A 22,041-nucleotide genomic window follows, 5' to 3' on the forward strand; every position below is an offset into this window, starting at 1 on the left:
ACGGCCATACTGGGGCGATGAAACCGGATTACGACGTCCTGATCATCGGATCGGGTTTTGGGGGTAGCGTCAGCGCGCTGCGGCTGACCGAAAAGGGTTACCGGGTAGGCGTGTTGGAGGCCGGCCGCCGGTTCTCCGACGAGGAGTTCGCCAAGACGTCCTGGGATCTGCGCAAGTTCCTCTGGGCGCCCAGGCTGGGGTGCTACGGCATCCAACGGATCCACCCGCTGCGCAACGTCATGATCCTGGCCGGCGCGGGTGTGGGCGGCGGTTCGCTCAACTACGCCAACACGTTGTACGTCCCACCCGAGCCGTTCTTCAAAGATCCGCAGTGGTCGCACATCACCGACTGGCGCAGCGAGCTGATGCCGCACTACGAGCAGGCGCAGCGGATGCTGGGCGTCGTGCTCAACCCGACCTTCACCGACGCCGACCGCATCGTGAAAGCCGTCGCCGACGACATGGGATGCGGCGACACCTGGGTGCCCACCCCGGTGGGGGTGTTCTTCGGGCCCGACGGCACCAAGACGCCGGGCAAGACCGTTCCCGACCCGTACTTCGGCGGCGCGGGGCCGGCGCGCACCGGCTGCCTGGAATGCGGCTGCTGCATGACGGGGTGTCGCTACGGCGCCAAGAACACGCTGCTGAAGAACTACCTCGGTCTGGCGGAATCGGCTGGGGCGCAAGTGATTCCGATGACGACCGTCAAGGGGTTCGAGCAGCGGGCCGACGGGCTGTGGGAGGTCCGCACCGTTCGCACCGGAAGTTGGCTGCGCCGCGACAGGCGCACCTACACCGCCAACTACCTGATCCTGGCCGCGGGCACGTGGGGAACGCAGCACCTGTTGTTCAAGATGCGCGACAAGGGCCGGCTGCCGCGCCTGTCGAAGCGGCTGGGGGTGTTGACCCGGACCAACTCCGAATCGATCGTCGGCGCCGGGCGGTTGGAGGTCTCGCCGGATCTGGATCTGACCCACGGCGTGGCCATCACGTCGTCGATCCACCCGACGTCGGACACCCACATCGAGCCGGTGCGCTACGGCAAGGGCTCCAACGCGATGGGGCTGCTGCAGACGTTGATGACCGACGGCCCCGGCCCCGAGGGAACCGACGTGCCCCGGTGGAAGCAGTTGCTCGAGACGGGCCGCGAAGATCCGCGCGGCATGCTGCGGCTGCTCAATCCCCGCCAGTGGAGTGAGCGCACGATGATCGCGCTGGTGATGCAGCACCTGGACAACTCGATCACCACCTTCACCAAGCGCGGGAAGCTGGGCATCCGCTGGTACACCAGCAAGCAGGGGCACGGCGAGCCGAACCCGACGTGGATTCCGGTCGGCAACGAGGTCACCCGCCGCATCGCCGCCAAGATCGACGGCGTCGCCGGCGGCACCTGGGGCGAACTGTTCAACATCCCGCTGACCGCGCACTTCCTCGGCGGGGCGGTGATCGGCCACGGCCCCGAGCACGGTGTCATCGACCCGTATCACCGGGTTTATGGCTACCCGACGCTGCTGGTGGTGGACGGCGCCGCCATATCGGCGAACCTGGGCGTCAACCCGTCGCTGTCCATTACCGCCCAGGCGGAGCGGGCCGCGTCACTATGGCCGAACAAGGGCGAGATCGATGAGCGTCCCCTGCAGGGTGACGCCTACCGGCGGCTCGCCCCGATCGCGCCCCGGCACCCGGTGGTACCCCTCGACGCACCGGGCGCCCTGCGCTGGCTGCCGGTCGATCCGGTCAGCTCTGCCGGTTAGCTCGCGATCACCTCGAGGGGTGCGCCGCTGACCACCCGGCTGCGCTCGCCGTGCACGCTGACGGGCACGTCGCCCATCAATGTGACGCGGTGCATGAGGCGGGGTTGGTTGTCGTAGTCGTCGACGGCCCGGTGCTGGGTCGCCCGGTTGTCCCAGATGGCCACGTCGCCGGGCGCCCAATTCCAGCGAATCGTGTTCTCGGGCACGGTGATTCGCCGCTGCAACAAGTCCAGGAGCTGGCTTGACTCGCGGTCGTCGAGGCCGACGAAGCCGCGCACGAAATCGCCGAGCAGCAGGGTGCGCTCGCCGGTCTCCGGGTGCACCCGCACCACGGGATGCTCGGTGCGGAAATCCGGCTTCTCGAACGCCTGCCGGAACGCCCGCTGCGCGTCGGTCATCGCCAGGGCCGCTTCGGTGGTCACGTAGTCATAGCGGTTGGTGTGCAGCGCCCACAGGTTTTCGACGAGGCAGCGCAGCGGCTCGGGCAGGTGCTCGTAGGCCGCCGCGGTCGAAGCCCACAGCGTCGACCCGCCGTAGCTGGGCAGGGTGACCGCGCGCAGGATCGAGGCCGCCGGATAGTTGGCGGCGAACGTCACGTCGGTGTGCCAGCGGGTGGCCTTGCCGTACTCGGAGTTGATCGGGGTGATGATCGGCGCGTCCTTGGCGGCGAGCACCGCCGCGGCCGGGTGGCCGATCGGGGTGCCCAGCAGGCGGGCGAAGGCGAGTTGCTGTCGGTCGTCGAGGTGGTGCTGGTGGCGGAAGAAGATCACCTTGTGGGTCAGCAGCGCCTGGTGGATCGCCTCGACCGCGGCCGGGTCCAGGTCGCCGCCCAGGCGCACCCCGTCGACCCGGGCGCCGATGCGGCTGCCCAGCTTGGTCACGGTTACAGGCTGCGTCATTTTGTCGTCCTTTTGTGTCATCCTAGGTGTAGTCAACTGACTACATGCGCTACTGTAGTCATATGACTACACCTTCCGCAAGGGGTCGCTCGAAAACACCCACCGGGCGGGAGGAGGTGGCCGCGGCGATCCTGGAAGCGGCCACCGACCTGTTCGCCGAGCGGGGCCCGGCGGCGACCTCGATCCGCGACATCGCCGCCCGGTCGAGGGTGAACCACGGGCTGGTGTTCCGCCATTTCGGCACCAAGGAACAGCTCGTCGGTGCCGTGCTTGATCGGCTGGGCGCAAATCTGAAAGAGCGACTGCAGGCCGGCGAGACCCTCGGCGTTTTGGACGATGCCCTGGACCGGCAGATGCGGGTCATGGCCCGCACGCTGCTGGACGGGTATCCGGCCGCCCAGTTGCAGAAGCACTTTCCGAACATCGCGGCCCTGCTGGAGTTGGTGCGGCCACTGCATGACGAGGACACCGCCGCACGGTTAGCCGTGGCCAATGCCCTTGCGCTGCAATTCGGTTGGCGGTTGTTCGCGCCCATCCTGCGCTCCGCGACCGGTCTGGACGACATGCCCGAGCCCGAAATTCGCGAGGCGATCCGCACCGAGGTGGCCCGGATGGTTCAGCCGCACTGACGGCTCAGCGTTCGGTCAGCTGCTGAAGCATGCTGCGCCGGTGCACGGGCTCGCGGCCCGGGGGCTGGGGTGGCGCCGGCAGCAGCGGCTTGCGCCGGCGCACCGCGATGGTCGTCGGCTTCTCGGTGCTCAGTTCGAGTTCCTCGCCGGCATGCCTGATGGTCAGGTCGCCGCCGGGCCCGTCGCGCAGCGTATAGGTGACATCGGAGTGGTTGGCGTCGACCGTCACCCGGAAATCCCGCCACCGCAGCCGGAACCGAAGTCGCGAAATGCCATCGGGCAGTTGGGGATCCAGGGCCAGGACACCCTCGTCGTCGCGCAGGCCGCCGAAACCGTTGATCAGCGCCATCCACGCGCCGGCCAAGGAAGCCATGTGCAGCCCGTCGCGGGTGTTGCTGTGCAAGTCGCGCAGGTCGATCAGCGCGGCCTCGTAGGCGTAGTCATGCGCCAGCTCGAGGTGCCCGACCTCGGCACACATCACCGCCTGGGTGCAGGCCGACAGCGACGAGTCGCGCACCATCCGACGCTCGTAGTAGTCGACGTTGCGGGCCTTCTGCTCGGCCGTGAACGCGTGGCTCTGCAATTGCATCGCCAGCACCAGGTCGGCCTGCTTGATCACCTGCGCGGGGTAGAGCCGCACATACGCTTCGTGCAACAGCAGCGGATAGGTCGTGTTGGCTTCAAAGTCCCACTCCGCGAAGGTGGTAAAGCCTTCGCACTGCTGATGGACTCCCAGCTCCTCGTCGTAGGGGATGTTGACGGCGCCGGCCGCATCACGCCACGAGGCGGCCTCTTCGGTGGAGACGCCCAGTTCTGCTGCCTTCTCGGGATGGCGGTTACACGCGTCGGCGGCGACGAGCAGGTTGTGTGCGGCCATCAGGTTGGTGAAGACGTTGTCGCGGACGATCGCCGTGTATTCGTCGGGGCCGGTGACCCCGTCCAGGTGCCAGACACCATGGCGGTCGTGGTGCCCGAGCGACATCCACAGCCGGGAGGTCTCGACCAGAACGTTGAGGCCGCACTCGGCCTCCAGCGATTGGTCGCCGGTGACCACGCGATACCGCTCGAAGGCCATCGCGATGTCGGCGTTGATATGCCAGGCCGCGGTGCCGGCCGGCCAGTATGCCGAGCACTCCTGGCCGCGGATGGTGCGCCACGGAAAGGCGACACCCTCCAGGCCGAGTTCGGCCGCCCGGTCCCGGGCCAGGTCCATCGTCGAGGCCCGCCATCGCAGGGCATCGGCGACCGCGTGGGGCGCGGTATAGGTGAGCACCGGCAGCACGTATCCCTCGGTGTCCCAGAAGGCGTGGCCGTCGTAGCCGGTTCCCGTGAGTCCCTTGCTGGGAATCGCGCGGCGTTCGGCGCGCGCGCTGGCCTGCAACAGGTGGAACAGTCCGAAGCGCACCGCCTGCTGCGATTCGGAGTCGCCCTCGACCTCGACGTCGGCGCTCTCCCAGAAGTTGTCGAGGTAGGACCGCTGCGCGTCCAGCAATCCCTGCCACCCGGTGTAGCGGGCGCTGTGCAGTGCGGCGGCGGCCTGGTCGCGCAGCGCCGGGCGCGAACGCAGACTCGACCAGCCATAGGCCAGATATTTGACGATGCGCAGCTTTTGCCCGGGGCGCAGCCCGCAGATCACGGTGGTGCGCGCCAAGTCCTCACGCGCGTCGGTGTTCACTTCGACGCGTCCGGGAACGTCGATCTCGTGATCCATCGCGGCGGCCATCATCAGCGCGCTGCTCCGGGTCCGGTGCATGAGAAGCGCGCCGTACTCGGTCTTTTCGTGGTCGACGGCCTCGAGCGGGTTGTCCAGAATGGCCGCCACCCGCGGGTCGGCCGACGTGGTCGGCTGATCCTCGTTGGTGACGAGCTCGGACTGCACGGTCACGCGAACGAATTCGTCGACGGCCTCGACGACGTATTCGATGGCCGCGACGCTGCGTTGCGCCAGCGACACCAGACGGGTGGACACCACCTTGACCTGCTTGCCCGAAGGCGAGCACCAGTGGGCCCGGCGGGTCAGCGTCCCGGCCCGCAGGTCGAGGGTGCGCTCGTGCGAGAGCAATTTGCCGTACCGGACGTCGAAGGGCTCATCCCCGACCAGCAGCCGGAAGATCTTGCCGTTGGTCACGTCGACGACGGTCTGACCGGCCTCGGGATAGCCGTATCCGGCCTCGGCGTACGGCAGGGGCCGGATTTCGTAGAAGGAGTTCAGGTACGTGCCCGGCAGGCCGTGCGGCTCGCCCTCGTCGAGGTTGCCGCGCAGCCCGATGTGCCCGTTGGACAGGGCGAACAGGGATTCCGACTGGGCGATCAGGTTCAGGTCCAGCTTGGTTTCGCGGACCTGCCACGGTTCGACGGGGAACGCTTCCTGGGTGATCATGACTGCAGCAATTCGGCCAGATCGGTCACCACGACGTCGGCGCCGTTTCGCCGCAAGTCCTCGGCCTGGCCCACTCGGTCGACGCCCACCACGAAGCCGAAGTTACCGGCGCGACCGGCCTGCACGCCGGATAACGCGTCTTCGAATACGGCCGCCGCGTCGGCCGGGACGTCGAGTAGCTGTGCGGCCCGCAGGAAGGAGTCGGGGGCGGGCTTGCCGGCGATGTGCTCGTCGCGCAAGGTGATGCCGTCCACCCGCTGCTGGACGAACCGGTCGAGCCCGGTGATCTCGAGCACGTCGCGGGTGTTGGCGCTCGAGGACACCACCGCGATGCCGAGCGCCGCCGCCGAGGCCGCTTCCAGATAGCGGCGCGACCCTTCGAACACCTTGACCCCGTCGTCGTGCAACACCTTCTGGAACATGTCGTTCTTGCGGTTACCCAGGCCGTAGACGGTGTCGGCGCCGTCGGGATCGTCGGGACTGCCTTCGGGCAGTTCGATTCCGCGGCTACTCAGAAACGACCGGACGCCGTCCTCTCGTTTCTTGCCGTCGACGTACTGCCGGTAGTCCGCCGCCTCGTCGAAGGGGACGAATTTTTCGCCCGTGCTCTCGGCGCGTTGGGAGAGGTAGGCGTCGAACATGGCCTTCCAGGCCTTGGTGTGCACGCTCGCGGTGTCGGTGAGCACACCGTCGAGGTCGAACAGGCAGGCACGCACCTTTTCTGGCAGACCCAGCACAGCGGATCCTCACTCTCGGAGTAGTTGGCCGCTAATACTCCACCATGCTTGCCCGCGAGCCGCCACAGATCACCGGCCGTGGCTCTTAACTGATCGCAGGGGTTGGCGGGACGTCCCGGCCTGGCCGCTGGAGCTTTGCGCCGCGCCCCCACACGAAAATGCCCACAGCAAGAATCAGCACGAACGGTATGTCGGTGAGGAACTTGCTCCAGTATTTGTCTAATTCGGTGGCGGCCTGCACGATCATCAGGCCACCGTGTGCCAGGTTGGCCCACGCTGTGAACCGCAGGAAGGACGCATAGCTGTATGGGTCTGCGGCGGCGAGGAGGAGGAACACGCCCCAGACGATGTAGATCACCATCAGCATCGGCGGAACGTGCATATGCTCGCTGCCGCAACGAACGTCATTCCAGATCGTCCAGTTCAAAGCCCCGCCGTGTTCGGCGAGCAGCGGGGATTGCGCAAGGAATCCCACGATGAGCAGACCGAAGATTGTGAGCGTCAAGACACCGTAGACGCGCAGAAACACTTTGAACGCCAAGCCCTTTCGTGGCATGCGTTCGCTGTTGATTGCACTCACCGAACTTCCCTTCATCCTCTGTTTGTTGTGGGTTGGCAGATCAAGGCGCGATCAGTACGCGGCGGTGAAGAGCGCCCGGCGATGCCTCGGGTTGTCGATCTCGTCGACAAAGGCGATGGCATAGTCGGCGCCGCCGATGTGGGAGTTGCCCTCGGCGTCGATGAGGAGCACGTCCTCACCGACGCGAAAGATCCCAGTGCGCTCGCCGCGGTTCTCGGAGTTGTACACCGCCGGCGGGGAAAGGCTGAACCAGTCCACGTCCTCGGGCAATGCGCGCAGCCGCGTCATCACCTCGGCATGCGCGATGCCATCCGCCCTGAACTCCTCGGGGAAGATCGGCGTGTCCAGCGCGCGCGGCCCATCGGGCGAAACCCGCAGATTGCCCGCACCGCCGACCACGCCGATGCGCAGCGCGTTGTCCGTGGCAATTCGCCCCAGTTCCGGGATGTATTCGGCCAGGCCGGTGCCATGCGCCGGTACGGCCACCACGACTACGTCCGCGTCCACTGCGATGTCGCGGACGAACCGCTCGTCAAACAATGAACCCTGCCGGACGTCCATGTCGGTACGGCCGGCCAACGGGCTGGTGTTGCGGGCCACCGCGATCACTCGGTGCCCGCGGGACAGCGCCTCCTCGGCGATGTTCCCGCCGGAGTAGCCGGTTGCCCCGAAAATCGCAATTGTTGTCATGTCGGTATGGAGGCGACGAGTCACTGAAACTCATCGGCGGCGCCGGACCGGAAGCCAGCACGCCGCCAGCGGCACGGTGGTGAGCACTCCGAGCACCACGACCCCTGCGATGTGCTGGTGTTCGCCGTGCATGGCGGCGGCCATGACGAGCATGGCGGCGAAGTGGGCGGCGTTCGCCGTGAGATTGAAATCAAGAAACAGCCGGTTGGCGAGTGGGTCACGCGCCGCCGCGAACAGGAAGAGGGCCCAGACGATGTAGACGGTGGCGAACATGACCGCTACCGAGTCGCCGCCCTCGCCCCAGTCGAAGAGGCGGGCGAAAAACGGCGGCAGGGTGCCGATGTGATGCGTGCTCGCGAGGACGAGGTCGGGCACGAAGAAGAGCAGGTACCCGATCGCGGTCAGCCGGATCATCAGCGCAAGCCAGAATGCCCGGGTTTGGTTCATGGGCGGGCGGTTTCCCGGATGATGCGGACCACGTCGGCCGGACGCTCCAGCGCGGAGAAGTGACCCGCGCCGGGCACCGTGACTGGGTCGACGTTCAGCAGGCGAGCGACGTGTTCGCGTTCGGCGGGGCGCGACCAGTCGCGTTCGGAATAGACCAGTGTGACGGGAGCGCTCACCTCCGGGTAACGCGGCCGCGCGGCGATGAACCCGTTGAGGCTGCGCATGATTGCGCGGGCCACCCTGGGGTAGCCGCGTCGGCGGCCGCTGCGGCGCAGCTCGACGAGGAAGTCCTTCGGCAGCGCGCCGCGGTCGGCGAAGCCGCCGGCCAGCACGCCTTTGAGGATGAGGCGGTTTTCCAGTGCGGCGAAGATCGGCCCGGAGCCGGGCAGCCGGATGGCCGTTCCGATCACGCGGGCGAACCAGTTGCCCCGTTCCAGTCCGCTCGGGTAGTCGTAGGGGTTGAACGCGATCACGTTGCGCGCGTTGTCCCTCAGCTCGATCGAGGCCAGCAGCGCGACCGCGGCGCCCATCGATTCGCCGGCCAGTGTGACGTCTCGCAGGTTGAGCGCCCTGACGAATTCCACTACGGCGCTTCGCAGTTCCGGCTCGTTATACCTCGCGCCGGCAGCGATGTCGGACCAGCCCATGCCCGGGAGGTCGAGCGCGTAGACCGTGAATTCGTCCCAGAGCGCGGGGATGACGCGTTGGAAGTAGTCCAGCTGGGTGCGGACCGTGTGCAGCAGGACCAGCGGCGGGCCGGTTCCCGCGGTGAAGTAGCGCAGCCGCGAGCCGTCGGAACGGCGGAGGAACTTGACCTCGCCGCGGCCACCGGTCCACGCGGTCGTGTACTTCTGGTCTGGAATCTCGTTGCGTTGCATGATGTTAACCTCCGCTGACTGCCTGGATAGCTCGAAGCCGTCCGTCGGCCAGGGCCTGGGTGAGATTCTCGGCCTTGCGCCTGAAGTCGGTGACGAAGGCATGCAGGCCCAGTGGGTTGGCGGGCTGCGCCAGCAGGGCTTGCATGAGCGCGGCCGCCTGATCGGTGAGATCGTTCCAGTGCTCGATCGAGAATCCGGCCGACTCGACGGCGGCACGTAATGCTTCGGCGGTGACCAGGTGGCTGTGGGCGGGCTGGTCGGCCCACGGCAGCGGATAGTCGAGTTCGCCGTGATCGCCAATCGTGATGTCCCACATGGCCAGCCGGCCGCCGTCTTTCAGTACTCGCCGCGCCTCGGAATACAGGCGAGCTTTGTCGGCGACGTTCATCTGGACGTGCTGACTGATGGCGACGTCGAAGGTGCCGTCGGCGAACGGGAGTTCGGTGACGTCGGCCTGGCGGACGCTGACCAGGTCGTCGAGTCCGACGAGGCGATTGAGCCAACGGCTGGTGTCGCAGTATTCGTCGGTGAGGTCGACGGCGTCGACGGTACAGCCGTAGCGGTCGGCGATGTAGCGGGCGGTGCCGCCGACCCCGCTGCCGGCGTCGAGCACCCTACTGGCACTGGTGATCTGCGCCAGGTCCACCAGCCGGCCGGTGGCGATGCGACCCATGGTGTGGAAGTCCTCGAGCAGGGCCAGGTCGGCGGGCGCGAGGTTGTCGAGGTTCTTGCCCGCGGCGAGCAGGGCCCGCTCGATGTTGTTGCGCGACAGGCCCGTCGAATACTGGTCGGCGATTGTGTCGGTCATTTCTGCACCTTCGTCCATGCGGTGATGATGGAGGGCATGGTGATGAGGGCGCCGGCCGCCAGCGCCTCTTCGCGGAAACGCGGCACGAACTCGGCCATGTCGCCGAGATCGTCGAGGCCATAGCCCCCTTGTTCTGCGATGGGCGAGACGAGCCGCCAGACTTCCGCGCCGTAGGCGAGGATGTCGGCATCGGCGGCGGTGCCGATCGGCGCGCCGATGGTCAGCTGCGGTGCGCCCAGGCCGGCCTCCGCGAAGACGTTGTGCAGTGTGGTGCCGAACCGCGCGGACAGGCCCATGGCCTCGAAGGCGCGGACGATGCCCGACGTCACTTGGCTGAACAGCGGCAGGTCCGGGACGCTGCGCGCCCGGGTGATGTCGATCTCGGCGAACGCGATCACGCCGCCGGGGCGCAGCAACGAGCTGAGATACCGCAGCGTGGCGGCCGGGTCGGGCAGGTGCATCAGGATCAGCCGGCCGATGACGGCGTCGACCGGTTCGTCCAGGGCGATGGCGTCAATCGCCGATCGCATGAAACGGACTGTTGTCAGGCCTTTTTCGGCGGCGCGGGCGCGGGCGAGCTCGACCATCTCGGGTGCGGCGTCCACACCGAGCACGCTTCCCGTCGGCCCGACCAGCCCCGCGGCGATGAACGACACGTCGCCGGGGCCGCTGCCGATGTCGAGCACACGCATGCCCGGGCGCAGCCCGGCGAGCCGCAGCGCGTGCTCCGTATAGCCGTCGTACAGCCTTGCCTGCAGCAGGAGCCGCTGCACCTCGACGTCGGCGTGGCCGAGGACATACGTGCTGTCTGATGTACCCATTGGTTTGGTGCCTTTCTGTGCGGGAGGGTGTTAGGCGTTGGCCAGTTCGGGTGACGGCGTCGCTTGCCGCTCGCGTGCCGGCAACAGCCAGGCCACGACGATCGCGGCGCCCAGCGCGATGCCCGCGCACACCAGCGAGCTCACCTGGAGGCCGTCCAGGAATGCGTTGTCGACGGCGGCCCGGACATAACCGGCCTGGTGCGCCGGCAGTTGTTCGATCACCCGGTGGGCGAACGCCATCGAGTGCCGCATCGCGTCGGCCGGCAGCCCGGTCAGCGCGGCAGAGCCGAGATGTCCCGAGTACACCGACGCGAAGATGCTGCCGGCGATGGCCACGCCGAGGGTGCCGCCCAGCTCACGCGTGGTGTCGTTGACGGCCGAGCCGACGCCGGCCTTGTCGACGGCCAGCGATCCCATGATGGCCTCGGTGGCCGGGGCGGTGGTCAGGCCGAGGCCGCCGCCGAGCAGCACCATCTGCAGGGCGATCTCGAGGTAGGGCGTGGCGGCGTCCGCCGTGGACGCCCACGCCAGCCCGGCGGCGAACACGATGAGGCCGGTGGCGACGACGGCGGTGGTGCCGATTCGTTCGACCAGCCGGGGGCCCAGGATGCTCGCCAGCGCGATCAGGGCGGCAACCGGCAGCAATCGCACGCCGCTCTGAAATGCCGTGTAGCCCTTGATGAATTGGAAGTACTGGGTGATCACGAAGATGAAGCCGAACAACGTCAGGAAGCCGGCGGTCACTGCCAGGCTGCCACCGGAGAACCGGCGGTTGAAGAACACCGAGACATCCAGCATCGGATGGGTGCTGCGCCGCTCCCACAGCGCGAACCCGGCGAGAACGACGGCGGCGAGCGCGAACCCGGCCACGGTCCGGCCGTTGGTCCATCCCCACGTCGGCGCCTCGATGACGGTGTAGACCAGCGTCGTGATCCCGGCCGCGGACAGGATCAGGCCGGGCACGTCGACGCGCGGTGCCGCGGGGTCGCGTGAGGTGGGAACGAACAGGATGCCGCCGACGATGGCCAGCGCCGCGATGGGGATGTTCACCATGAAGATCGAGCCCCACCAGAAGTGTTCGAGCAGCCAGCCGCCGCTGATCGGGCCGACGGCCACCCCGACGCCCACCATGGCCGCCCAGAGCCCGATGGCCTTGGCGCGCGGCACCGGGTCGGTGAAGATGTTCGTGATCAGGCCCAGCGTGGTCGGGAAGATCACCGCCGCCCCCACACCCATGGCGGCGCGAGCCGCGATCAGCGCGTCGGCCGAATTCGCTTGTGCCGCAACGGCGGATGTCAGCGCGAACACCGCGAGCCCGGAGTTGAGCCAGGCCCGCCGGCCGTAACGGTCGGACAGGCTGCCGGCCGACAGCAGCAGGCCGGACATGACCAGGGTGTAGGCGTCGACGATCCATTGCAGCTGGGCGGTGTCGGCGCCGAGCTGACGCGACAGGGTGGGCAGCGCGACGTTGACGATGGTGGCGTCGACGCTGATGACGAAGACGCCGAGGCAGATGACGGCGAGTGCGGAAATCGGGTGGTTTCGGAATATCGGTTCGGTACGCATGGACAAGAGACTAAAGCTGATAGACAAATAAATCAAGTAAGAAGTTGAAAAAGATGTCTTCCGCAGGTAGGGTGGCATTATGCCGACCCGCAGGAACTACAACCAGAACTGTCCGATCGCCCGTGGCCTCGACGTCCTCGGCGAGCGGTGGACGTTGCTGATCCTGCGCGAACTGGTCGGCGGGCCCCGCCGCTACGGCGATCTGCGCGACGAGCTCCCCGGCATCGCGACCAACCTGCTGGCCGAACGACTCAAGGAACTCCAGGACGCCGGGCTGGTCGACCGCGCCGACCTACCCGCCCCGATCGGACGCACCGTGTACACGCTCAGCGACGACGGCTGGCAGCGGGTGCTGCCGGTCCTACGGAGCATCGCATGGTTCGGGCTGGACCGGCTGGACCCGATCGGGGACGGGCCGGTCTCGCCGCTGAACGGGTTCCTGGCGGGCATCCTGCTGGGCTTCGACTCGGGTGCCGCGGCCGGTCTGGAGGCGGCGTGCCGCATCGAGATCGACGGCCGCCGTTTCGAGTTCACCGTGACCGAGGGTCGCCTCGCCGGCGCGCGCGGCGAGCCGGCGGTGACCATCACCGCCAGCGCGGCGGACCTTGTCAACGCCCGCCTCGGGTCAACCGACGCCAAGCGCAAGGCGGCGCTGCGGCGCATCGACTTCGCGGGCGACCCGGGCGCGATTGACGCGGTGCGTCAGGCGTTTTCGCTGTAGTCGGGAGCGTCAGTCTCGGTTTTCCAGCAGCGCGCCGATCAATGCGTGGGCGATGAACTTGCCGTAGCGGGAGGCCGACCAACCGCGTTCCAGAACGAGGAGTTCGTAAAGCTCGGGTGCGTGGTACGTCCAGAGGACATCGCGGGCGTGTGTGGCGCTGACCCGCAGCTGCCCGGTGTGGGCCAGGTCGGAGGCGAACATCGTCATCGCCGTGAGAGTTTCGTGCCGGATCTGCTTCCAGACCGTCGCGGCGTCTGGGGACGACGCGGCGCCGTCGCGTGCGAGCAGCTGGACTGGAGCGCTGCGCGGCATCGTGGAGGCCAGGTGCTTGGCGTAGATCTCGATCTTGCGGGCGGCCCGGGGCGCCTTGAGCACCTCCTGGATGACGTCTCGCTGGACCATGGGGATCGGTTCGTCATCGCCGGCGACGGACACATCGAAGAGCGCTTTGAGGACGCCCGCCTTGGTGGCGAAGGCCTTGTACACCGTCTCGACTGACACGCCGGCGTCGCCCGCGATCTCCGCAATGGTCGTCGCCGCATAACCCTGCGCCAGGAAGCGCTTCCGGGCGGCCGCAAGCACCGCCTGCCGGTTCTGTTGCGCCTGTTGGCGACGACGGGTCGAGTCATAGCGGCGCGGAGGCTGGCTCTTGACAGATCCCATATTTCAGTACATGCTCCTGTATCTATTACTATTTACTGTATCAGACATGGGGAGCCAGACATGACAATCGCTACACCTGCTCCCGCCACGCTGGCGGACGGCGACCATTCCATGGCGGTCGCGCGTGGCCTGGCGCCGGAAATTGCGCGGTGCGCCGATGACGCTGAGGCGCTCGGGACATTGCCGATCGATCTGGTCGGGCGGCTGCGTGCTGCCGGCATCTTCCGTGCCTTGCAACCACGCTCGCTCGGCGGCTTTGAAGTGGCACCCGCGGAGTTCATCCAGATGATCGAGGAACTGGCGCGTGCCGACGGTTCGACGGGCTGGATTGGGGCGATCGGTGCCGGCGCTCCGGCGTTCACCGCTTGGCTCGAGCCTGCGGTCGCCCTAGAACTGTTCGGCCCGGACGCGGATTTTTTGGCGGCCACCGTGTTTGCCCCCACCGGGCGAGCCGTCCAGGATGACCGCGGCCGGTTCACAGTCGACGGCCGTTGGCCTTTCGCCAGCGGTTGCCGCCACGCCGAATGGTTGCTGGCCGGGATGTTCGTCTTCGACGCCTTGGACAGTCAGGCGCCGAGAATGATCGCGGGGCAGGGCCCGGACTGGCGCCTTGCGTTCTTTCCGCGCGCCGACGCCGAAATCGTGGACAACTGGGACGTTTTGGGGCTGCGCGCCACGGGCAGCAATGACGTGGTCGCACGAGGTCTGCACGTTGCCGAAGAACACACCATCCGCCCGTTCTTCGAGCCGGCCCGCCAGGACGGCCCATTGTGGAGACTGGCGTTCTTCACACTGGTCGGAGTCGCCTTGGTCGGTGTCCCGCTCGGGATCGCGCGGCGCGCGCTCGACGAATTCGCCGACCTTGCGCCCACGAAGACCCGTGCCGGCACCTTCGAGCCCCTCGCCGAGGACCCTGTCGCGCAGGTCGAGTTCGCCGGTGCCGAAGCGGCTTTGCGGTCGGCGCGGGCCTTCGTTCTCGACGAGGCCGGCGCCCTGTGGGACACCGCGCTCGCCGGCGACACACCGTCGCTACAGCAGCGCGCTCGTTTCCAGCTCGCCGCCCAGCAGGCAATGCGCGCGGCGCGCCACGCGGTCGACGCGACGTTCGGCCTGACCGGTGCGGGGGCGGTGCACGCGACCCATCCGCTGCAGCGATGCTTCCGGGACTTACATACCGTCGGTCAGCACGTGTACTTCAGTCCGTCCGCCCTGAAGCGCTATGCCAACGCCCAATTCGGCATCACCCAACCGACCCACTTGATGTGACACCCACGCCCCGTCAGACCTCCAAGGCGTTGATCCACTTTTCCAGCCGCCTGGCTTCGCGCGTCATGATCTCGGGTTGGGCCAGCGCGTTCGTGAGGACCGCGCTGCCCTCGTAGGCGATGACGAGTTGGTGCGCCAGGTCGCGGGCGTCGCGGCGACCCATGGCGCGGAATTGCTGCTCGGCCCAGTCCAGCAGGGTCTGCATGAGTGGAGCGGTCAGGGCGGGCGATTGGCCCGGCTGGTTCGCGAGCTCGGTGCACAAGGTGCCCAACGGGCAGCCGTGGTCGGCGATCGTGTCACGCGAGTCGGCCAACATGCCCACGAGCGCCTTCAGCCGGGCCTTGGGGCTACCGTGCCGGCGTTGCACGGCCGCGGTGGCGGATCGGATTTCGTCGGTGCGCGCCTCGACGACTGCGGCCACGATGTCGTCCTTGGTCTTGAAGTAGTAGTACACGTTGCCCAGCGGTACGTCGGCGGCCTCGGCGATGTGCGCGAGCGTGGTACCCGCGATGCCCTGGCGATGGAACAGATCGCATGCGGCGGCGATCAGTCGCTCTCGCTTGCCCGGGGGCGTCGGCGGGGCGGCATCGTCGGAATCGGTTGAGTCAGCCATATCACTCACGGACTATAGACGGCACGCATCCATGCTCAACGCCCACAACAGATTCCTGTTCTCGTGCGTGTTGTAGGAGGTCTTGACGCTCCTAGCCTTAGCACGCGCGAAGTATTGGCCGGAGTGCTGCGCTCGCCGCGTGGAGGAGGCAAGGTCCACCGAGGTGGCCGCGCCCTTGTTGGGGGAAATCGAAAACGGCAGAGCCGCATAGGACATCGCACGCAGGGCTCCCGGGGCGTCCCGCATCATCGGTGTCCTGACGATCCCGGGATGCGCGGCGTTCGCGGTGACCCGCGTCGACGCCAGCCGGTGCGCCAGCTCGATGGTGAACAACAGCACGAGGAGCTTGGACGCCGCATAGGCGCGGATGGCCGAAAATCGTTGCTCGCCTTGCAGGTTGTCGGGTTCGAACTTGCCCACGCGGTACACGCTCGAGCTCAGGTTGACGATTCTGCCCTGTGGGCTCCTTCGCAGTTCGTCGAGCAACAAGTGGGTGAGGTAGAACTGCGAGAGGTAGTTGACCTGAAAGGTCGTCTCATAACCGTCCTCGGTCAGGATGCGCCGCGTCATGACGATCCCGGCGTTGTTGATCAACACGTCCAACCGCGGATAACGGGCCGCGAACGTGTCGGCCAGCCGCTGCTGCTGGGCGAGGGACCTGAGGTCGGCGGTGAGGTAATCGACGTCGTGATTGCCGGTGGCCGCGACGATTTCGCTCATGACGCTCGCCGCCTTGGCTTCGTTGCGTGCGGCGAGCACGACGGCATAACCCTTTGTCGCGAGCGCGGTCGCGGTGACCTTGCCGATGCCGTCGGTGGCCCCGGTGATCAGGCAGATTGGTTTTTCCATGGGCTATTGGGCGGCCGCATTGATCTGCGATGGCCGCGCCAACATGCGCGACATCATCGAGCGGGTCAACGCCGCGGGCACGAGCGCGGCACTGACCCGGTTGATCCGGCCCGGTATGCAGTTGGCGCGGTTGCGCTGCAGCGCGCGCAGCGCCTCGCGGACGCAATCGTCCGGCGTCAAGGGCGGTATTGGCAGCTTGTCGGGGTCCAGGCCGAGCTCGGCCAGCACGGGGGTGCGGGTGGGTCCCGGGTGCAGGACGGTCACGTGCACGCCGTGCTTGGCCAGCTCGCCGTGCAGTCCGGCGCCGAGGCTTGTTACGTAGGCCTTGGTCGCTGCGGTGTGCGCCATGTAGGGCACGCCGTGGATCGCGCCCAGCGCGGAGACGAGCACGATGCCGCCGCGGCCGCGGCGCGCCAGGCGTTGACCGAAGTGGTGGCTCAGGCCCAGGTGCGCCGCGGTGTTCAGCCGCAGGACCGCGCGCTGCGCCTGCAGGTCGGAGCTCAGGAAGGGCCCGGGCAGGGCCACACCGGCGTTCGACACCAGCAGGCCGACGTCAATGTCGTTGGTGGCCTCGGCGATTGGGGTCAGCATGCCCGGCTCGGACAGGTCGACGTCGAGGGCGCGATGCTCCACACCGTGGCGCTCCGCCAGCTCCGCGCCGACATCCCGCAGCACGTCCAGGCGCCGGGCGACCAGCACCACGTTGATGCCCGCGGCGGCGAGCTGGTTAGCGAACTCGCGCCCGATCCCTGATGACGCGCCCGTCACGACGGCCCACGGACCGAATTGGTGTGCGTTGATGCTCATGGCGTCCGCCTTCCCTTTGTCATGTACCAAGCTAGTTAGCCAACTTACTATCTGGGGTGAGTACTGACAAGGAGAAGAATTGAAGGACGGATTGCGCTGGCATCGGCTCAGTATTATGTTAGTTGTCTGACTGACTACTGCCTACCGCGAGAGGCTTAGAGCCAGATGATTGTCGTCAAGCGTGCGTGGCTGCCGCTGGCCATCGCGGCCCTGGTCGCTATCGCGGGTTTCGCCGTCTACCGGCTGCACGGGACATTCGGTGTTCACCCCAACGCGTCGGCGGCGAGCCCCCGCGCCGATGACATCAAGCCGTTCAATCCCAAGCGCGTGACCCTCGAGGTGTTCGGCCCCGTGGGGAGCGTCGCCGACATCAACTACCTCGACGTCGACGCCGCACCGCAGCGAGTCGACGGTGCCGGGTTGCCGTGGACCTACAGCGTGTCCACTACCGCCCCGGCGGTAAGCGTCAACGTCGTGGCGCAGGGCGATGGCGAGGTCATCGGCTGCCGAATCACGGTGAACGGCCAGACCAAGGATCAACGAACCGTCGAAGGCGTCAACCCCCAAACCTTCTGCCTGGTGAAATCCGCGTGATCGCGCGAACGGTCCGCCGCCTTGCGCTGCCCATCCTGCTGTTTTGGGTGGGCCTCGCCGCGATTACGAATATCGTTGTGCCACAACTGGAAGCGGTCGGGGAAGCGCACGCGGTGTCGATGAGCCCCGACGACGCTCCCGCGATACAGGCGATGAAGCGCATCGGCCAGGTATTTCACGAGTTCGATTCGGACAGCGCCGTCATGGTCGTCCTGGAAGGTCAGGCGCCGCTGGGCGACACGGCGCACCGGTTTTACGACGACCTGGTGCGCCGGCTCGCACAGGACAAGAAGCACGTCGAGCACATTCAAGACTTCTGGGGCGATCCGCTCACCGCGGCCGGCTCGCAGAGTCCCGACGGCAGGGCCGCATATGTGCAGGTCTTCCTCGCCGGGCACCAGGGCGAGACGCTGGCCAACGAGTCGGTCGACGCCGTGCGGCGCATCGTGTCGAGCGTGCCGGCACCGGGTGGCGTCAAGGCTTATGTCGCCGGCGCGGCGGCCGTCACCACCGACCAACTCGAATTCGGCAACAAAAGCGCCCGCAAGGTGATGGGCGTGACGATCGGGGTCATCGTGCTGATGCTGCTGATCGTGTACCGATCGTTGGTCACGGTGCTGCTGACGCTGCTGATGGTCTTCATCGAATTGCCCGCCGTGCAGGGGGTGATCGCGTTTCTGGGAAGCCATGGGGCCATCGGGCTTTCGACCTTCGCGGTGCAAATCCTGCCGATACTCGCCATCGCGGCCGGCACCGACTACGCGATATTCGTCGTCGGGCGATATCAGGAGGCCCGCCAGGCGGGGGAGGATCGGGAAGCCGCCTACTACACCATGTTTCGCGGCAGCGCACACGTGGTCCTGGGCTCGGGCCTGACCATCGCCGGCGCGATGTTCTGCCTGTCCTTCACACGGCTGCCCTACTTTCAAACGCTGGGTGCGCCCTGTGCCATCGGCATGTTCACGATGGTCGCGGCGGCCCTCACCCTGGGCCCGGCCATCCTCACCCTGGGCAGTCGATTCGGCCTGTTCGATCCCAAACGGAAGATCAAGACGCGCGGATGGCGACGGGTCGGGACCGCCGTCGTGCGCTGGCCCGCGCCGATCCTCGCGGCGACCTGCGCGAGCGCCCTGGTCGGGCTGCTGGCGCTGCCGTCGTTCACCACGAGCTACAACGACCGCAATTACCTGCCCGCGATCACACCGTCCAACATCGGATACGCCGCGGCGGACCGGCACTTTTCGCCGGCGCGGCTCAACCCCGACCTGCTTCTCGTCGAGACCGACCACGACATGCGCAATCCCGCCGACATGCTCATCCTGGACCGGGTTGCCAAGGCCGTCTACGCGGCCGACGGCGTCGCCCGCGTCCAGGGCATCACCCGGCCGCTGGGTACCCCCATCGCGCACACGTCCATTCCCTTCCAGATCAGCATGCAGGGGACGACCCTGACCGAGAACATGAAGTACATGCACGACCGCATGGCCGACATGCGCGCCGTCGCCGATCAGATGGCGGGCGTCATCGACACCATGCAACGGATGCTCGCCGCGATGCGCGGGCTCGCGGCCACCACCCACGACATCGCGGGCCAAACAAAGCAGATTGTCGCGGACACCGACGACGTGCGCGACCGCATCGCCGATTTCGACGACTTCTTCAGGCCGTTGCGCGGCTACCTCTCCTGGGAGCGGCACTGCTTCGACATCCCCGTCTGCTGGGCGCTGCGCTCGGCATTCGATGCGCTGGATGGCGTCGACAAGCTCACCGACGACCTGGGCGGGCTGGTGAAAGACACCGACAGCCTCGATGTCATGCTGCCACAGCTGATCTCGCTGCTGCCGCCGATCATCGACGCCACCTCGACCATGCGCACGATGACGATGACGATGTACAGCTCGTTCTCGGGCCTGCTGGATCAAATGGACGCCGCCCAGCAGAACGCGAGCGCGATGGGGCAGGCCTTCGACGCGGCCAAGAACGACGATTCCTTCTATCTGCCGCCGGAAGCGTTCGACAACCCTGACTTCAAACGGGGCTTGGCGATGTTCCTCTCGCCCGACGGGAAGGCGGCCCGGTTCATCATCACCCACAACGGGGATCCGGCGACACCCGAGGGCATCTCGCACGTCGACGCCATCAAAAAGGCCGCGCACCACGCGGTCAAGGGAACCCCCTTGGAGGACGCCAAGATTCAGCTGGGCGGCACGGCGGCGACGTACAAGGACATGAGTGACGCGGCCAAGTACGACCTGCTGATCGCCGGGATCGCCGCGGCCAGCCTGATTTTCGTCATCATGCTGATCATCACCCGCAGCGTGATCGCCGCCCTCGTCATCATCGGCACGGTGCTGCTGTCGCTGGGATCCTCGTTCGGACTGTCGGTGCTCGTCTGGCAAGACATTCTCGGAAGTCCGTTGCACTGGCTGGTCATCGCGATGGCGCTGATCGTGCTGCTGGCCGTGGGATCGGACTACAACCTGCTGCTGGTATCCCGATTCAAAGAGGAAATCGGCGCCGGCATCAAGACCGGAATCATCCGCGCCATGGGCGGAACCGGAGCGGTGGTGACGTCCGCCGGGCTGGTGTTCGCGTTCACCATGGCGTCCTTTGTGTTCAGCGATCTGAGGATGATCGGCCAATTCGGCACGATCGTCGGGATGGGGCTGCTCTTCGACACTCTCGTCGTGCGCTCCCTCATGACGCCGTCGATCGCGGCCCTGCTCGGACGCTGGTTCTGGTGGCCGCAACGGGTCGGCTCCAGACCTTCTTTGGTGAGACCCACGGTCTCGCCCCGGACCGTCGCCGAAAGCCTGCGCGCATGAAATCCCGACGCGCCGAACAGCAGACGCTCTCCAAGTCGATACGCCTCGCCGCGCCGCCGGAGAAGGTGTGGAACTTGATCACCACCGTCGCCGGCATCGCCGAGTGGTACGACACCTGGGACGCCGTCGAGCACGCCGTCGAGGACCAACGGCTCGAGGTGGGCACGTCGTTTCGGTTGATCCGTCATCGCCGCGGCCGCGACGACACCGCACTGTGCCGGGTGACAGCGCTACAGGCGCCCACGCGATTGTGCTGGGTGCAATACGCCCCTCATCTGTCCGCCATGTCGGTCGAGTTCCGGTTAGTTCCCGACGACGGGGCCACCCTGCTGGAGCACACCAGGAGTTGGATCACCACGTGACCGGTAGTTCGACGAGTCCGCCGGCCAGCACGTCGCGACGCATGGGCAGTGTTGCGGGATCGACCGTGAGATTCATTGACGGAAACCGTGGAATCAGTTGAGCGAAAACCGCTTTCAGCTCGATGCGAGCCAGCGGGGCTCCGATGCAATAGTGGCCGCCGTATCCGAACGCAAGATGGGCGGCTTCCTTGCGGGAGACATCAACGCGTTGCGGATCGGCGAACGTCGCGGGATCGTGGTTGGCCGCCCCGACGTCCAGCAGCACCAGGTCTCCGGCGTGGATCGCGACACCGTCGATGTCGAAGTCCGTGCGCGCGTAGCGGGGAATGCCGCCCACCCCGCCCCCAGTTGTCGACGCTCGTAACAGTTCCTCGACCGCGTTGGGAATCAGCGCGGGGTTATCGACAAGCGCCTCCCACTGATCGCGGTTGGTCAGCAAATGCATTGTCCCCAAGCCGATCTGGACCACGGTGGTCTCGTGCCCGGCGAACAGCAAGAGCATCGACATCGTGGCGGCGTCTTCGTCGGAGACGCCGTCGGTCGCACACAGCCGCGACATAACGTCGTCGCCCGGGTGGGCGCGCTTGCGCTCGACCAGGGCGCGGCCATAGTCGAACAGCGCGGCCAGCCCGCGCTCGGAGCGATCGTGATCGCGCACGTTGCCTGCGTCCTCCGCCCAGGCACGGAACTGGTCCCTATCGGAATAGGGCACCCCGAGCAGCTCGCAGATCACCAGGATGGGCAGCGGCAGCGCCAATCGCGCGTGCAGATCGGCCGGGGGGCCCTGCTTTTCGAGTTCGTCCAGCAGCCCGGTGGTCAGTGCCTCGACTCTCGGTGCCAGCGAACGCAGGTGCTTGGGTGAGAAGTGGGGCTGTAGCAGTGCCCGCATCTTCGCGTGGTCCGCCGCCTCGGTGTCGAAGTCCCCCAGCGGGCCACCGAACAACGCCGATTCGCCTGTGCGCGCGGCCGTTTCGGGTTCGCGATGAGAACGGCCGAGGCGATCGTCGTCGAGCAGCCGTCGCACGTGGGTGTAGTCGCTGACCAGCCAGCCCACGTCGCCGACCGGGGTCCGTACCCGATGTATGGGCAGTCCGATGGATGTCATCGCATGTCCCCAGCAGGTATAAGAGTTCTTATACAACTGTACTTGTA

Annotated in this window: 21 protein-coding genes and 1 pseudogene; 7 read left to right on the plus strand and 15 right to left on the minus strand. The window is 67.0% G+C overall.

Annotated elements, in window-relative coordinates; genetic code table 11:
* Positions 1-17: 17 nt before the first annotated feature.
* Positions 18-1,754: a GMC oxidoreductase gene (locus A5745_RS18060; RefSeq protein ID WP_076117770.1), complete on the plus strand. Its 1,737-nt coding sequence runs from the start codon at positions 18-20 to the stop codon at positions 1,752-1,754.
* On the opposite strand, the gene A5745_RS18065 is transcribed toward A5745_RS18060, so the two are convergent.
* Positions 1,751-2,653, minus strand: coding sequence for a TauD/TfdA family dioxygenase (locus A5745_RS18065; protein WP_076117895.1), 903 nt, complete (start codon positions 2,651-2,653; stop codon positions 1,751-1,753). The two genes, A5745_RS18060 and A5745_RS18065, sit on opposite strands and share 4 nt — an antisense overlap.
* A 62-nt stretch (positions 2,654-2,715) precedes the next feature.
* Between A5745_RS18065 and A5745_RS18070 the strand changes: the two genes are divergently transcribed.
* Entirely contained in the window at positions 2,716-3,282 is a 567-nt protein-coding gene (locus A5745_RS18070; protein WP_076061706.1) for a TetR/AcrR family transcriptional regulator, read from the plus strand.
* A gap of 4 nt (positions 3,283-3,286) precedes the next feature.
* Here A5745_RS18070 and A5745_RS18075 read toward each other — a convergent pair whose 3' ends face one another.
* The 9 genes and pseudogenes from A5745_RS18075 to A5745_RS18115 form a co-directional block, all read right to left on the minus strand.
* Entirely contained in the window at positions 3,287-5,662 is a 2,376-nt protein-coding gene (locus A5745_RS18075; protein ID WP_076061708.1) for a glycoside hydrolase family 65 protein, read from the minus strand.
* Positions 5,659-6,412: pseudogene (locus tag A5745_RS18080) on the minus strand (beta-phosphoglucomutase family hydrolase). Before A5745_RS18080 ends, A5745_RS18075 begins: the two are co-directional and overlap by 4 nt.
* Positions 6,413-6,484: 72 nt before the next feature.
* A complete protein-coding gene (locus A5745_RS18085) occupies positions 6,485-6,979 on the minus strand; it encodes a DUF6632 domain-containing protein (RefSeq protein WP_139329673.1) in 495 nt (164 codons plus the stop codon).
* 51 nt (positions 6,980-7,030) lie between these two features.
* Complete coding sequence (locus A5745_RS18090; protein WP_076061714.1) at positions 7,031-7,669, minus strand: NAD(P)-dependent oxidoreductase; 639 nt, start codon at positions 7,667-7,669, stop codon at positions 7,031-7,033.
* 30 nt (positions 7,670-7,699) lie between these two features.
* A complete protein-coding gene (locus tag A5745_RS18095; protein ID WP_076061716.1) occupies positions 7,700-8,116 on the minus strand; it encodes a hypothetical protein in 417 nt (138 codons plus the stop codon).
* Positions 8,113-8,994, minus strand: a complete 882-nt coding sequence (locus A5745_RS18100) for an alpha/beta fold hydrolase (protein ID WP_076061718.1) — start codon at positions 8,992-8,994, stop codon at positions 8,113-8,115. Before A5745_RS18100 ends, A5745_RS18095 begins: the two co-directional genes overlap by 4 nt.
* Before the next feature lie 4 nt (positions 8,995-8,998).
* Entirely contained in the window at positions 8,999-9,802 is an 804-nt protein-coding gene (locus A5745_RS18105) for a class I SAM-dependent methyltransferase (RefSeq protein ID WP_076061720.1), read from the minus strand.
* Entirely contained in the window at positions 9,799-10,623 is an 825-nt protein-coding gene (locus A5745_RS18110) for a class I SAM-dependent methyltransferase (RefSeq protein ID WP_076117772.1), read from the minus strand. Before A5745_RS18110 ends, A5745_RS18105 begins: the two co-directional genes overlap by 4 nt.
* A 30-nt stretch (positions 10,624-10,653) precedes the next feature.
* Positions 10,654-12,189, minus strand: coding sequence for an MFS transporter (locus tag A5745_RS18115; RefSeq protein WP_076117774.1), 1,536 nt, complete (start codon positions 12,187-12,189; stop codon positions 10,654-10,656).
* A 79-nt stretch (positions 12,190-12,268) separates the two neighbouring features.
* Between A5745_RS18115 and A5745_RS18120 the strand changes: the two genes are divergently transcribed.
* Positions 12,269-12,910 carry a helix-turn-helix domain-containing protein gene (locus A5745_RS18120; RefSeq protein WP_076117776.1) on the plus strand — a complete coding sequence of 214 codons (642 nt, stop codon included), beginning with the start codon at positions 12,269-12,271 and terminating at the stop codon, positions 12,908-12,910.
* 9 nt (positions 12,911-12,919) lie between these two features.
* Here A5745_RS18120 and A5745_RS18125 read toward each other — a convergent pair whose 3' ends face one another.
* Complete coding sequence (locus A5745_RS18125) at positions 12,920-13,573, minus strand: TetR/AcrR family transcriptional regulator (protein WP_076059678.1); 654 nt, start codon at positions 13,571-13,573, stop codon at positions 12,920-12,922.
* 60 nt (positions 13,574-13,633) lie between these two features.
* On the opposite strand from A5745_RS18125, the gene A5745_RS18130 reads away from it, so the two are divergent.
* Positions 13,634-14,839: an acyl-CoA dehydrogenase family protein gene (locus A5745_RS18130; RefSeq protein WP_076117778.1), complete on the plus strand. Its 1,206-nt coding sequence runs from the start codon at positions 13,634-13,636 to the stop codon at positions 14,837-14,839.
* A 13-nt stretch (positions 14,840-14,852) separates the two neighbouring features.
* Here A5745_RS18130 and A5745_RS18135 read toward each other — a convergent pair whose 3' ends face one another.
* Genes A5745_RS18135 through A5745_RS18145 form a run of 3 tightly spaced genes read right to left on the minus strand, consistent with a single transcriptional unit; the run spans position 14,853 to position 17,108 of the window.
* Positions 14,853-15,452 carry a TetR/AcrR family transcriptional regulator gene (locus A5745_RS18135; protein ID WP_076059675.1) on the minus strand — a complete coding sequence of 200 codons (600 nt, stop codon included), beginning with the start codon at positions 15,450-15,452 and terminating at the stop codon, positions 14,853-14,855.
* A 12-nt stretch (positions 15,453-15,464) separates the two neighbouring features.
* The gene (locus A5745_RS18140; protein WP_076117780.1) at positions 15,465-16,301 is read right to left on the minus strand and encodes an SDR family oxidoreductase; all 837 of its coding nucleotides are present in this window, start codon (positions 16,299-16,301) and stop codon (positions 15,465-15,467) included.
* A gap of 3 nt (positions 16,302-16,304) precedes the next feature.
* Complete coding sequence (locus A5745_RS18145) at positions 16,305-17,108, minus strand: SDR family oxidoreductase (RefSeq protein WP_076059671.1); 804 nt, start codon at positions 17,106-17,108, stop codon at positions 16,305-16,307.
* Between the two features lie 165 nt (positions 17,109-17,273).
* On the opposite strand from A5745_RS18145, the gene A5745_RS18150 reads away from it, so the two are divergent.
* Genes A5745_RS18150 through A5745_RS18160 form a run of 3 tightly spaced genes read left to right on the plus strand, consistent with a single transcriptional unit; the run spans position 17,274 to position 20,889 of the window.
* Positions 17,274-17,702, plus strand: a complete 429-nt coding sequence (locus tag A5745_RS18150; RefSeq protein WP_076059670.1) for an MmpS family transport accessory protein — start codon at positions 17,274-17,276, stop codon at positions 17,700-17,702.
* Positions 17,693-20,527 (plus strand): RND family transporter, encoded by a 2,835-nt coding sequence (locus A5745_RS18155; protein WP_371337037.1) that lies wholly within the window; start codon positions 17,693-17,695, stop codon positions 20,525-20,527. The genes A5745_RS18150 and A5745_RS18155 overlap by 10 nt, the downstream gene beginning before the upstream one ends.
* A complete protein-coding gene (locus tag A5745_RS18160) occupies positions 20,524-20,889 on the plus strand; it encodes an SRPBCC domain-containing protein (protein WP_076059667.1) in 366 nt (121 codons plus the stop codon). The genes A5745_RS18155 and A5745_RS18160 overlap by 4 nt, the downstream gene beginning before the upstream one ends.
* Here the strand turns inward: A5745_RS18160 and A5745_RS18165 are convergent.
* Positions 20,879-21,994, minus strand: coding sequence for a cytochrome P450 (locus A5745_RS18165; RefSeq protein ID WP_076117782.1), 1,116 nt, complete (start codon positions 21,992-21,994; stop codon positions 20,879-20,881). The two genes, A5745_RS18160 and A5745_RS18165, sit on opposite strands and share 11 nt — an antisense overlap.
* Positions 21,995-22,041 lie beyond the last annotated feature (47 nt).

This window comes from Mycobacterium sp. IS-2888 (genome assembly GCF_001954215.1).
In the GTDB taxonomy this organism is placed as follows: Bacteria; Actinomycetota; Actinomycetes; order Mycobacteriales; family Mycobacteriaceae; genus Mycobacterium.

What these genes read in the sequence shown, in the direction of transcription:
- A5745_RS18060 (WP_076117770.1), top strand. Translation starts at nt 18, where the DNA reads ATGAAACCGGATTACGACGTCCTGATCATCGGATCGGGTTTTGGGGGT.
- A5745_RS18065 (WP_076117895.1), bottom strand. Translation starts at nt 2,653, where the DNA reads ATGACGCAGCCTGTAACCGTGACCAAGCTGGGCAGCCGCATCGGCGCC.
- A5745_RS18070 (WP_076061706.1), top strand. Translation starts at nt 2,716, where the DNA reads ATGACTACACCTTCCGCAAGGGGTCGCTCGAAAACACCCACCGGGCGG.
- A5745_RS18075 (WP_076061708.1), bottom strand. Translation starts at nt 5,662, where the DNA reads ATGATCACCCAGGAAGCGTTCCCCGTCGAACCGTGGCAGGTCCGCGAA.
- A5745_RS18090 (WP_076061714.1), bottom strand. Translation starts at nt 7,669, where the DNA reads ATGACAACAATTGCGATTTTCGGGGCAACCGGCTACTCCGGCGGGAAC.
- A5745_RS18095 (WP_076061716.1), bottom strand. Translation starts at nt 8,116, where the DNA reads ATGAACCAAACCCGGGCATTCTGGCTTGCGCTGATGATCCGGCTGACC.
- A5745_RS18100 (WP_076061718.1), bottom strand. Translation starts at nt 8,994, where the DNA reads ATGCAACGCAACGAGATTCCAGACCAGAAGTACACGACCGCGTGGACC.
- A5745_RS18105 (WP_076061720.1), bottom strand. Translation starts at nt 9,802, where the DNA reads ATGACCGACACAATCGCCGACCAGTATTCGACGGGCCTGTCGCGCAAC.
- A5745_RS18110 (WP_076117772.1), bottom strand. Translation starts at nt 10,623, where the DNA reads ATGGGTACATCAGACAGCACGTATGTCCTCGGCCACGCCGACGTCGAG.
- A5745_RS18115 (WP_076117774.1), bottom strand. Translation starts at nt 12,189, where the DNA reads ATGCGTACCGAACCGATATTCCGAAACCACCCGATTTCCGCACTCGCC.
- A5745_RS18120 (WP_076117776.1), top strand. Translation starts at nt 12,269, where the DNA reads ATGCCGACCCGCAGGAACTACAACCAGAACTGTCCGATCGCCCGTGGC.
- A5745_RS18125 (WP_076059678.1), bottom strand. Translation starts at nt 13,573, where the DNA reads ATGGGATCTGTCAAGAGCCAGCCTCCGCGCCGCTATGACTCGACCCGT.
- A5745_RS18130 (WP_076117778.1), top strand. Translation starts at nt 13,634, where the DNA reads ATGACAATCGCTACACCTGCTCCCGCCACGCTGGCGGACGGCGACCAT.
- A5745_RS18135 (WP_076059675.1), bottom strand. Translation starts at nt 15,452, where the DNA reads ATGGCTGACTCAACCGATTCCGACGATGCCGCCCCGCCGACGCCCCCG.
- A5745_RS18140 (WP_076117780.1), bottom strand. Translation starts at nt 16,301, where the DNA reads ATGGAAAAACCAATCTGCCTGATCACCGGGGCCACCGACGGCATCGGC.
- A5745_RS18145 (WP_076059671.1), bottom strand. Translation starts at nt 17,108, where the DNA reads ATGAGCATCAACGCACACCAATTCGGTCCGTGGGCCGTCGTGACGGGC.
- A5745_RS18150 (WP_076059670.1), top strand. Translation starts at nt 17,274, where the DNA reads ATGATTGTCGTCAAGCGTGCGTGGCTGCCGCTGGCCATCGCGGCCCTG.
- A5745_RS18160 (WP_076059667.1), top strand. Translation starts at nt 20,524, where the DNA reads ATGAAATCCCGACGCGCCGAACAGCAGACGCTCTCCAAGTCGATACGC.
- A5745_RS18165 (WP_076117782.1), bottom strand. Translation starts at nt 21,994, where the DNA reads ATGACATCCATCGGACTGCCCATACATCGGGTACGGACCCCGGTCGGC.